This is a genomic window from Candidatus Pelagibacter sp. Uisw_101 (genome assembly GCF_047727615.1).
Classification (GTDB): domain Bacteria; phylum Pseudomonadota; class Alphaproteobacteria; order Pelagibacterales; family Pelagibacteraceae; genus Pelagibacter.
On sequence record NZ_CP159821.1, the window covers coordinates 496794 to 509267 of the forward strand.

At 28.9% G+C, this 12474-nt stretch carries 9 protein-coding genes; 8 read left to right on the plus strand and 1 reads right to left on the minus strand.

Annotation, left to right across the window (positions count from 1 at the left end; all coding sequences use genetic code 11):
• Positions 1 to 7 precede the first annotated feature (7 nt).
• From ABXT48_RS02565 to ABXT48_RS02595, 7 genes are read left to right on the plus strand one after another with little or no spacing between them, the layout of a single operon-like run.
• On the plus strand, positions 8 to 1267 hold the full coding sequence (locus ABXT48_RS02565) for a tetratricopeptide repeat protein (RefSeq protein ID WP_415286922.1): 1260 nt from the start codon (positions 8 to 10) through the stop codon (positions 1265 to 1267).
• A gap of 2 nt (positions 1268 to 1269) precedes the next feature.
• The gene (locus ABXT48_RS02570) at positions 1270 to 1908 is read left to right on the plus strand and encodes a 2OG-Fe(II) oxygenase (RefSeq protein ID WP_415286923.1); all 639 of its coding nucleotides are present in this window, start codon (positions 1270 to 1272) and stop codon (positions 1906 to 1908) included.
• On the plus strand, positions 1908 to 3188 hold the full coding sequence (locus tag ABXT48_RS02575; RefSeq protein WP_415303205.1) for a tetratricopeptide repeat protein: 1281 nt from the start codon (positions 1908 to 1910) through the stop codon (positions 3186 to 3188). Before ABXT48_RS02570 ends, ABXT48_RS02575 begins: the two co-directional genes overlap by 1 nt.
• A gap of 26 nt (positions 3189 to 3214) precedes the next feature.
• A complete protein-coding gene (locus ABXT48_RS02580) occupies positions 3215 to 4984 on the plus strand; it encodes a tetratricopeptide repeat protein (RefSeq protein WP_415303207.1) in 1770 nt (589 codons plus the stop codon).
• A 49-nt stretch (positions 4985 to 5033) separates the two neighbouring features.
• Positions 5034 to 6407 carry a tetratricopeptide repeat protein gene (locus ABXT48_RS02585; RefSeq protein WP_415303209.1) on the plus strand — a complete coding sequence of 458 codons (1374 nt, stop codon included), beginning with the start codon at positions 5034 to 5036 and terminating at the stop codon, positions 6405 to 6407.
• Between the two features lie 7 nt (positions 6408 to 6414).
• Entirely contained in the window at positions 6415 to 7782 is a 1368-nt protein-coding gene (locus tag ABXT48_RS02590) for a tetratricopeptide repeat protein (protein ID WP_415303211.1), read from the plus strand.
• Positions 7782 to 9476, plus strand: coding sequence for a carbamoyltransferase C-terminal domain-containing protein (locus ABXT48_RS02595; protein ID WP_415303213.1), 1695 nt, complete (start codon positions 7782 to 7784; stop codon positions 9474 to 9476). The genes ABXT48_RS02590 and ABXT48_RS02595 overlap by 1 nt, the downstream gene beginning before the upstream one ends.
• Positions 9477 to 9724: 248 nt before the next feature.
• On the opposite strand, the gene ABXT48_RS02600 is transcribed toward ABXT48_RS02595, so the two are convergent.
• Positions 9725 to 11383, minus strand: a complete 1659-nt coding sequence (locus tag ABXT48_RS02600; protein ID WP_415303215.1) for a tetratricopeptide repeat protein — start codon at positions 11381 to 11383, stop codon at positions 9725 to 9727.
• Positions 11384 to 11619: 236 nt separating this feature from the next.
• On the opposite strand from ABXT48_RS02600, the gene ABXT48_RS02605 reads away from it, so the two are divergent.
• A complete protein-coding gene (locus ABXT48_RS02605; RefSeq protein WP_415303216.1) occupies positions 11620 to 12474 on the plus strand; it encodes a hypothetical protein in 855 nt (284 codons plus the stop codon).

Consider the following 12474-nt stretch of genomic DNA (forward strand, 5'->3'; position numbering starts at 1 on the left):
ATATTTAATGGAACCAACTATTAATCAATTGCATAAAAAAGCTATTACCGCTCATCAAGAAGGTAAACTTGAAGAAGCTGAAAAACTTTATAAAAAAATATTAGAAACTGAACCAACACAAATAGATGCTAATCATAATTTAGGACTACTAAAAATTTCACAAAATAAATCTACAGAAGCAATACCATTATTAAAAATTGCAGTTGAAACCAATCCTAGTATTGAACAATTTTGGGTTACCTATACTACAGCTCTGATTAATGAAAAACAATTTGAAGAAGCTGAAATACTTTATAAGAAATTGTTAGAAGCTCAACCAACACATCCAGCTATTTATAACAATATGGGTGTTTTACTCTATGGCTCGGGTAAATTTGAAGAGGCTGCTGTGTGCTATGAAAAAGCAATAGAACTTAAACCAGACTTTGCAGATGCATGTAGTAACTTAGGAATAATATTTAATAAACTTAACAAACCAGATAAGGCTGAAGCAAGCTTTAAAAAAGCTATAGAGCTCAAACCAGACTACCCTCAAGCCTATAACAATTTAGGTATTATACTAAAGCAACTTGGTAGATTGGATGAGGCTAAGATAAGTTTTAAAAAAGTAATTAAACTTAAACCAGACCTTGCTGAAGCTCACAATAACTTAGGTGCCATATTGAAAGAGGAAGATTTGTTAGATGAGGCTGAAGCAAGTTTTAAAAAAGCAATAGAGTTTAACTCAAATTATTTAGATGCTCATTACAACCTAGGTAATACACTTTACAAGCTTGGTAGATTGGATGAGGCTAAGATAAATTTTAAAAAAGTAATAGAACTTAAGCCAAACCATGCTGAAGTTCACAATAGCTTGGGTGCCGTATTGAAAGAGGAAGATTTGTTAGATGAGGCTGAAGCAAGTTTTAAAAAAGCAATAGAGTTAAAGTTAGATCATACAGATGCTCATTACAACCTAGGTGTTATATGTAGTAAACAAGATAAAATTGAAGAAGCTAGAGAATATTACAAAAAAGCAATAGAGTTTAATCCACAACATTTAGATTCTAATTTTAACTTAGCTATTACACTTCAACTCCTTAATAGATTAAAAGAGTCTAGAATAATCTATGAAAAAGCAATGAGTCTTGATTTAAATGATAAAAGAATTATGGTTGGATATGGTAGATTACTTCTTAAACTTAACGAACATAGAAATGGTTTAAAGTTTATTAATAAAGGCATGGGATCTATTGAATTTACACAATCAGGTTTAAAAATTGTTTAGAGATGAAAAGAGTAGATATAAAAATAAATAATACTAGTAAAGACAGTTCTTCACAAAAAGATCAGTATCCACATTTTATTGGATCTTGGAATATAGAAAATGATATTTTATGTGAAGAAATTATTAATGTATTTGAAAAAAATAAAAAATTACAAAACCCAGGTACTGGTGGGGGAATTAAAGACTTAAAAGTTAAAAAAACAACAGATATTAGCCTTACTCCAAACGATCTAAAAAATATAAAATTTAAAAGTCTTAATGATTATATGGAAGAATTGCATAAATGTTATGCTGACTATCAAGGTCAATGGCCATTTATAAAGGATCACTTTAAAAGAGTTCATATAGGAGGATTTAACATTCAAAAGTATTTACCAGGAGATCATTTTGCAAAAATTCATTCTGAGAGAAGTGAGCTTTCTCATTCACATAGAATATTTGCTTGGATGACTTATTTAAATGATGTTGAAGAGGGAGGTATAACAAATTTTCCACATTATAATATTAGAGTAAAACCAGAAGTAGGAAAAACGTTAATTTGGCCAGCTGAATGGACTCATGCACACAGTGGAGAAATTTTAAAGGCTGGTGTTAAATATATAGTTACTGGTTGGATGCACTTTCCTTATGATGATATTTAATGGAACCAACTATTAATCAAATATTACAGCAAGCTGTTACCGCTCATCAAGAAGGCAAAACTGAAAAAGCTGAAAAGCTTTATAAAAAAATATTAGAAGCTGAACCAAAAAATCCAGATGTTAATAACAATATGGGTGCACTACTGCAGAATCTAGGAAGACTTGATGAAGCTGAAAAAAGTTATAGAAAAGCTATAGAGATTAAACCAGATTATGCTGAAGCTCATAATAATCTGGGATCTACATTGCATAGACTTGATAGACTTGATGAAGCTGAAAAAAGTTATAAAAAAGCTATAGAGATTAAACCAGATTATGCAGGCTGTTATCATAATATGGGTGTTATCTTGTTTAAACTTGGTAGATTAGATGAATCAGCAGAGTACCAGAGTAAAGCAATTGAGTTAAGCCCAAACTTTAAAGGCGCATTATTAAATAGAGGTCATATTTTATTTGTTAAAGGAGAGCTTGAACGTGCATTGCAAGATTTTGATACTTGTAACAATTCAGAATCAAGATCACGATCTTTATTTTGCTTAAATGCTTTAGGTCGAACGAAGGATATTTATAATCGCATTGAAATGAATTCTGATTTAGATGATGAAAATATAGCAGTTGCTGCATTTTCTGCATTTATTTCTAAAAAAGAAAACAAAATTACAGCGCATAAATTTTGTAACAATCCTCTAGATTTTATAAAAGTTTCAAATCTTTCATCTCATTTAAAAGATAAGAGCTTATTTATTTCAGAGATGATTGAAGAATTACATAAAGTTAAAACAAAATGGGAGCCTTCTGGTAAAACCACTAAAAAAGGTTTTCAAAGTATTGATAATTTATTTGATAATTCTTCTGAAAAAATACAAAATCTAAAGTCTATAATAATTGATGAAATTGATTCTTACTATTTGAAATTTAAAAATGAATCTTGTTCTTTTATTAAAAAATGGCCATCAAAAAAAAATTTGAGAGGGTGGCACGTCACTTTAAAACAACAAGGATATCAAGACCCACATATTCATACAAGTGGATGGTTGAGTGGAGTTATATATTTAAAAGTTGTGCCAACTCTTGATAAAAATGAAGGAGCTATACAATTTAGTTTAAACGGAGAGTATTATTTTGATAATAATTCACTAAAAATAACACACGAACCAAAAGTTGGAGATATTATTTTATTTCCATCATCTCTTCATCATAGAACAATTCCTTTTACGACTGATACAGATCGAATTATTGTTTCTTTTGATTTAATGCCAAATACAAAAAAAATTAAATAATAATATATAGTGAAAAAATATATTTAATGGAACCAACTATTAATCAAACATTACAACAGGCTATTAATGCTCATCAAGAAGGTAAGTTTGAAGAAGCTGAAAAACTTTATAAAAAAATATTAGATACCGAACCAAAAAATCCAGATGCTAATAATAATATGGGTGTGCTGTTATTAGGAGTTGGAAGATTAGAAGAAGCTGAAAAATATTACAAAAAAGCAATTGAGATTAAGCCAAATTATGCTGATGCTTATCATAACTTGGGTATAACATTATATAATCTTGATAGATTAGAAGAGGCCGAAGTAAGATATAAAAAAGCTATTGAACTCATGCCAGATTATATAAATTCACACTACAACTTAGCTAATATATTCAATGAATCTAACAAATTAGAAGAAGCAGAAGTAAGTTATAAAAAAGTGATACAGCTTAAACCAGATCATGCATATGCACATAATAATTTAGGAACCATATTTCAGAAACTTGATCGACTAGAAGAGGCTGAAATATGTTACAAAAAAGCTATAGAACTTGAACCAGATTATATAGATGCTTACAAGAACTTAGGAGCTATATTTGCAAAACTTCAAAAATTTAAAGAAGCTGAAAAACTTTATACGAAAGCCATAGAACATAACCCAGATTATATAGATGCTTATAATGATTTAGGTGTCATATTTAATAATCTTGATAAACTAGAGGGGGCTGAGAAAAATTTAAAAAAAGCTATAGAGCTTAAACCAGACTTTATTGAAGCATATTATAATTTAGCTATTACTTTGCAGCAACTTGGTAGACTAGAAGAAGCAGAGGCAAGTTGTAAAAAAGCTATAAAACTTAACCCAGATTATATAGATGCTCATAATAATCTAGGCAACATATTGAAAGATAATAATAAATTACAAGAAGCAGTAGTAAGCTTAAAAAAAGTAATAGAACTTAAGCCGAACCATGAAATTGCTCATTTTAACTTAGGAATGATATTTAATGAAACGAGACAGCATAAAATTGCTAATGAACATTTTAAATTAAGTAATTTTAGAATGAGTAAGAGTTTTTTATTAGATGGTCTCTATCAGTTAGATCAACAATCTAATTTTTATGATCATGTAGATTATTTAATAAATGAAGGTTATAATGATGCTTTAATTGGTTCATTAATTTCCCGTTCAAAAATTAAATATAAGATTAATAAACCTAATCCATTTTGTAACGAGCCACTTAATTATATTTTAAAAACTGATTTAACAAAAGTTTGTGATTTTAAAAACTCATTTGTGAAACCAACAAAAGATTTCTTAAAGCAAGGTAACTTTTCTTCTAGGCATCAAACTCTTTTAACAAACGGTGTACAAACTAATGGTAATATATTTAACCAAGTGGGTTCAGGTGCTAAAGAAATGCAAGATATTGTCTATTCAGAAATAGAAAAATATGTAGTTCACTTTAAAGATAGTGAAGAGGGTTTTTTAAAGAATTGGCCAAAAAATTATATTATTAAAGGATGGCTGATTTCTATGAAAAATGGAGGTAATTTGACCTCTCATATTCATGAAAACGGTTGGCTTAGTGGAAGTATCTATATAAATGTACCACCAAAAGTAAAATCTGATAGTGGTAATCTTGTAGTTGGGTTAGATGATAAAATGCATGATTCAATCAAAAATACAAAAAGCATAGATGTAGTTACAGGAAGCTTATGTTTGTTTCCATCTTCTTTGCATCATTGTACAATTCCATTTGAAGCACAAGAAGAACGTATAGTGCTAGCATTTGATGTGTTACCAAATTAGCAATTTTACCATGGTCATACCACGCTGCCAGTGATAAATAATATTAATTATGGAAAAGTCTATTAATAACGCTATTCTAGCTCATAAAGAAGGTCGACTTAAAGATGCAGAATATCTTTATCGAGAAATATTAGAAAACGAGCCAAAACATGTAGACGCTAATCATAATTTAGGACTTCTATTAATTTCATTAAATAAATCTGCAGAAGCAATACCATTATTAAAAATTGCAGTTGAAACTAATCCTAGTATTGAACAATTTTGGGTTAGTTATACTACAGCTCTGATTAATGAAAAACAATTTGAAGAAGCTGAAAAAATATCGAAAAAAGCAATAATACTTAAACCTAAATTTGTTGCTGCACACTATATTTTAGGTGTCATTTTATCTAAACTTCAAAGATTGTCTGAAGCTATTGCATGTTATAAAAAAGTAATAGAACTTAAACCAGACTTTGCTGAAGTCTATAGTAATTTAGGTGATGCATTGCACGAACTTGACAAATCTGATGAGGCTATCGTAGCTTTTCAAAAAGCAATAGAACTTAATCCAGTTTATGTTGAAAATTACAATAGCTTAGGGAATATATTATTAAAATTTAATAAATTAGAAGAAGCTGAGAAATGTTACAAAAAAGCAATTGAGCTTAATCAAAACTATGTACAAGCACATAGCAACTTAGGTGTTACACAACACCAACTTGATAAATTTGAAGAAGCTAAAGCAAGCTATAAAAAAGCAATAGAACTTAATCCAGATTTTACAGATGCCCATTCAAACTTAAGTGTCATGTTGAGACAAAATGAATTGTTAAAGAAAATTCTACAAGAAAAAAAATCTAATCAGAAAAATAAACTTAGTGAAACCAGCTCTAGTATAAGATTAAAATCTAATCCATTTATTTCTAGCAGAGCAGTGGAAGAAGAGCTTGTTACTTGTTTGAATAAAATGAGTTCAAAAAAATTAAATAATACAAAAGGTGTTTTTTTTGGAAAAGGTAGACATTCAGAAAATTTTCAATTATTTAAAACATCATCTGAAAATAATTCCTCTATTATTAAAACTGTAGAAGAGGATTTGATTAATATTATGAAGCAGGCCGTTAAATCAAATATCTTTATAATAGATTCCTTTTTTAATCTTTTGGTTGCTGGAGGTGGTTCATTTCCTCATAGCCACGTAAATAACTTTGATAAAACTAAGGGTTTAATTAATCAAAAGTACAGCCTTCAGTATTATCTTTCTGTAGGAGATCAAAATTGTAGTGAACCAGGAATTTTTAAACTTCAAGATCCTGATGATGAAATTTTACCATCCAACGGTATGATAATGATTATTCCTGCTAGCCGAATTCACTCAGCAGTTTATAATGGAAAAAAGGATAGATTGATGATTGGTGTTAATTTTTATAGTCTTCTATAAATAAAAAATGGAAGCAACTATCAATCAACTTTTAGTCCAAGCCATTAGCGCTCATCAAGAAAGTAAACTTGAAGAAGCAGAGCATCTTTATCGAGAAATATTAAAAATTGAATCACGACAAGTAGATGCTAATCATAATTTAGGGCTTCTATTAATTTCATTAAATAGATCAGGGGAGGCACTGCCATTACTTAAGATTGCTACTGAAGTTAATCCAAATGTAATACAAATTTGGATTGGTTATGCTGATGCTCTTATTAAAGAAAGACAATTTGAGGAAGCTGTAACAAGTTACAAAAAGATAATAGAACTTAATCCAGATTTTGCTGAAGTGCATTATAATTTAGGTTCAGCATTACAAAATCTTAAAAAATTAGAAGAAGCCGAAGTAAGTTATAAAAAAGCAATAAAGTTAAAATCTAATTTTATAGATGCTCATTTTAGCTTAGGTAATATATTAAATAAAATTGCCAAATCAAAAAAAACCCTAGAAGAAGCTGAAATAAGTTACAAAAAAGTAATAGAGCTCAAACCAGATTTCGCTAAAGCTCATAATAACTTAGGTACAGTTCTACAAAATCTTAATAGATTAGAAGAAGCTGAGGCAAGTTATAAAAAAGCAATAGAGTTTGATCCTAGTTATGTAGAGGCCCATTTCAATTTAGGTGTCACATTCAATTTGAATGGTCAAGTAGAGAAAGCTGAAATAAGTTACAAAAAAACGATAGAGTTAAACCCAAAGTTTCTTGAAGCATATGATAATCTCAGTATATTATTTAAGGATTCTGGTAGAGCAGCTGAATCTAGAAAAATTTATATTAAAAAAATTGCACTTAATCCGGACTTTATTCCTATTTCAAACATTATAAACAAAGGTGATTGGCAACTTTCTAAAGAACTTTTAGAAAAAATGTGTAAAAAAAAAATATTTGATACAGAAAAAAATGTTAACTATTTTATATATCTTTGGTGTGTATTTTCTCACAAGTTACTAAGTGAGGGTGGTATAAAAGAATTAATTAAAATTTTAACTAAGTTATTTATTATTGGAGAGAGAAATAAAGATATAGATTACTTAATAAAATCTTTTTTTGATAAAATTGATATTAATACAGTTCTAAAATTAATGAAACCAGAGGATAAAATTTTAATCAATTTGAGCTATTGTCAATACAAATTTCAAAAAGAAGACTTTTTAGAATCTGAAGTATTAGCCACATCAATCATTAAAGATGCTAGAAATTTAATAAGCGAGATTGGAACAGAAAATAAAGGTTGGATGATCATTAGAAGAAGCTTGTCTTTATTCAAAAATAAAAACCTTGCAAGAAAAAATTTAAATAATCTACTTGTCAAATTAGAGGAAATTAAATAATGAGTATAGTTCTAGGAATTAATACTGCACACAATGGTAGTGTGGCTCTTATCTCTGATGGCGAGGTAAAGTCTAGCATTCAAGCAGAAAGAATTTCTCGTCAAAAACGACAAGCCCTATATTTAGATCAGGATATAAAATTGATGCAAAACTGTGTAAGTTATTGCTTGGATGCAACTGGTTTTCATCATTCAGATATTGAGGCCATTGGTATATCAACACATAAAAATATAAAAAAGATTAATAACAAAGATTTGTTTAATCTTATTGGTGGTGTCCCTGAAAAATATATTGAAACTTTTTATGTGCCTCATCATTTTTCACATATGGAATATATTGCTCATTATGGAAATTTAGAGCCAGGAATAATCTTAATTATTGATGGAGGGGGTTCACCTGAAAACGATAGATCACTTTTTAATGTGAGGGAAAAATATCATTCTAAAGTTATTGATTACATACAATTTGGTGGCAAAGAGGTGATATCAGCCTATTGGTTTGATGGTCAAAAAAGTTTATTAATTTACCGGTTTAGCCCATCATGGCTAACTTTTGATAAAAGTAATCAAGATGGAGGATTACTTGGTCAAAGTATTGGTCATTATTGGGAATGGGCATCACTTTATTGTTGTGGCTCACGTGATAAAGCTGGCAAAGTAATGGGGTTAGCTGCGTTTGGTGAAAAAGATCAAATTGATAAAGAAGAGATTCTTTCAATTTCAGATACTGGGAAAGTTAATGTAGATTATAAAAGACTTAAAAAAAACTTTAAAGAGCCCAACATATTTAAATTAGATCTATCAAATAGCAAACATCATCAGAATTTAGCACTGAAAGTACAGTCAGAAACTGAAGATGTGATTTTAAAATTACTTGGCATTCTTAAAGAAAAATATCCTACAGACACACTTTATTATTGTGGTGGTGTAGCTTTAAATGTAGTGGCTAATGAGAGAATAAAAAGTAGCAACTTATTTAAAAATGTTGTTTTAAACGGATCTGTTGAAGATAATGGTACAGCAATTGGAGCTGGACTAGCAGCAAGTATTCAGCTTGGTTACAAAAGAAAATCTTCAGTAATAACAGACTATTATGGTCGAAAGTATAGTCATGAAGAAATAATGGAAGCAGTAGCAGAGTATAATTTTTCTCACAAAGTTCTTTCAGATAAAGAGTTATTTGAACATGCTGCAGATTTAATTAAGAAAGAAAAAATATTTGGTTGGTTTCAAGGGGGAAGTGAATTTGGTCCCCGTGCTTTAGGTAATCGAAGTATTTTAGCAAACCCTAGCAGTCCTACCACTAAACATATTTTGGATCATTATATGAAGTGTAGAGATAGGTATCGACCATATGCACCAGTTGTAATAGAAGAAAAAGCTAATCAATATTTTGATATTAATACTAGCTCACCAGTTATGATGAGAAATGTTAAAGTTTTAGATAAAGGACTAGTTGCAATTACTCATTTTGACGAAACTGCTCGGATTCAAACAGTAAATAAAAAAGATAATGAAATATTATATTTATTACTTTTAGAGGTAGAAAAAAAAACAGGCTACCCCATTCTATTAAACACTTCTTTCAATCTTCCGGGAGAACCTATAGTGGAATCACCTCATGATGCTTTATCTTCTTTTTCAAGAGGGGCATTAGATAATTTATTTTTAGGAAATGTTTTAATATCACGTTAATGTTTAGATGTTATCTTGCTTAACTTGGGTTCTCTTTCAAAAGGTTAATGTAATCAACAGCTTCTTGAAATTTATCATCAGTAATATCTTTATAAGAGTTGACTAGCTTCTCTTTGACACAGATTGTAACAGTGAAATAACACCTGACTCTCGACACCCGCCTCTGACAGCCTAAAACCCTTATGCTTACTCAGTTATTAAAATAGACTTGATGTTAATAGTGTGAAAAGATTTGAAATAAATTTCAATTAATGTTGATAGTAAATATCATCCAAATATTTTGCTATAAGTAATGATATTTTGTTCACTGAAATATTGGGACAATAATCACGTTCAGTTATTCTCAGCCCCCAAGTATTCTTATCTAAAGTTTCTAGATTATATTTTTCCATAATCGTTAGTTTCAATTTTGAAAAATCATATTTATCGTATTTGTGAACACCATTGCCACCATCGAATAAATCTTTATTTGGTAACTCAATCAAAGTATGAACACCATCATTGTTGATTTGAAGTTTTATAAGAACAAATTTAACCTGATTTTCAAAACGTGAATTCCATTGCATATAAAATTCATTTGCAAAAATTCCACAGGCACCCATATTTACAGCATAATATTTTTTTTTATTATTTTTTTTATAATACGTTCCGTACAATTTATTTGTGTCTTCAGATAGTTTGTTAAGATGTTTAATAGTATTAATATCTATCAAAATATTTTTCTTTACAACTTTGGTTTTATATAAATTCGCATCAAATGGTTTAGAATTTAAAGTCATTTGTTCAAATGCTTTACGGTACTGTATTTTTGCCTCATTCTCTAGTGCACTTACTAAATGGTAACGTGCCTGAAGGTATTCAGGTTTAATTTCTAAAATTTTATAAAAGTTTAACAGAGCTAAACTCATTCTTCCTTGTTGTTTATACAAAATACCAAGAAAATTATATGCTTCAGTATAATCTGGTTTAAGTTCAATTGCTTTTTTATAACTTTCTTCAGCTTCAACTAATTTATCAAGCCCCGACTGTAAAAGACCTAGAGTACAATAAGCCTCTGCAAAATCTGGTTTAAGCTCAATTGCTTTTTTACAATTTGTTATAGCTTCATCAAATCTGTTTACATTTTGCTGTGTTATACCTAGATCATATATTGTAATACCTAGATTCTTATAAGCATCAGCATAATCTGGTTTAAGTTCTATCACTTTTCTATAACTCGTTTCAGCTTCATCAAATCTCTTAAGTTTATTTAGTGTAACTGCTAAGTTAAAATAAATTGATGGAGACTTTGGTTTAAGCTCTATTGCTTTTTGATAACTTTCTTTAGCTTCATCTAATCTGTTAAGTCTAAATAATATTATACCAATATTATTGTGGGCTTCAGCATAATCTGGTTTAAGTTCTATTGCTTTTTGGTAACTTTCTTTAGCCCCATCTAATCTGTTAAGTCCAAATAATATTACACCAATATTATTGTGGGCTTCAGCATAATCTGGTTTAAGTTCTATTGCTTTTCTATAACTCGTTTCAGCTTCATCAAATCTCTTAAGTTTATTTAGTGTAACTGCTAAGTTAAAATAAATTGATGGAGACTTTGGTTTAAGCTCTATTGCTTTTTTACAACTCACTTCAGCTTCTTTAAGTTGATTTTCATTAATAAGTGCATTTGTATAACTTATCCAATATTGATCTATATTTGGATGTGTTTCAGTTGCTGTTTTAAATAATGGAATAGCATCAGCTGATTTATTAAGTGAAATTTTTAGAACTCCTAAATTATAATTGGCATCTGCATGTTTCAGGTCAGTTTTTAATATTTTTTGATAAAGTGTTTCAGCTTCTTCTAGTTTACCTTCTTTATGAAGAATAAGAGCTTTTTGAAGTTTTTGATTAATAGTTAGTTCCATTTAATATAAATAAACTCTAATTCTTTAATTTATAATTTCTTAACAGGTCAACATAAAAAATTATCAGTCATCCTAGCAAAAAAACTTAAAAGTGTACAATTTCTGTTTTTATTTTCATTACATTATGTATAAAAATTAGCTAGATAATTGATTAAGTTAACAAATATTCTTATAATATAACAACTTAATAAACCTAGATCATGTTGAGTTTTTTAATCATTTTAATAAAGTAATTTATGAAAAAAAAATTTGAAAGTAATTATTCAAGTCCATCTAATCAACAATTATATGATCTCTTAAAATACTTTAAAGCTAGTCGATATGTTGATGCTGAAAAATTATCGTTATCTATCACTAGAGAATTTCCCAAAAATCAACTTGCCTGGAAAGTGCTTGGAGCCATATTCAATAAAACTGGAAGGATAAAGGAGTCTTTAGTCGCTCTTCAAAAATCTGTACATTTAAATCCTCAGGATAGCGAAGCCCACAAAAACTTAGGTATTGCACTAGAACAACTTGGCATACTAGATAAAGCTGAAGCAAGCTACAATAAGGCAATATTATTAGAATCAGAGTTTATTGATATGGTAAATAGTATTAATAAAGGTGATTGGGAAAACTCTAAAGACCTTTTATCAAAAATTTGTACAAATAAGATTACTAATATTAAAAGATATATTGATGGATTTATAAAGTCTTGGTGTTTGCGCGGCCGAAACTTACTAGCTAAAGGTGATATAAAAGAGTTTTCACAAATTTATGTTAAATTACTTATGATAGGAAAAAAAAACAGTAACTTGAATAACTTAACTAAATTTCTCTTTGAGACTGTTGACATAAATTTAATTCTGAAATTAGTAGAGACAAATAATAAAATTTTAATCAAGATAAGCTATTGTCAATACAAATTTGAAAATAAAGATTTTTTACTATCAGAAGAATTGGCAGCCAAAAACATTCAAGATGCAAAAAATCTTATAAAAAATACTGTGACAGAGGATCTTGGTTGGTTGGTTGTTAGTAGGAGTTTGGCACTATGTAAGAACAAAAATTTTGCTAGAAAAATTTTAAATAATTTTATAAAAACTTAA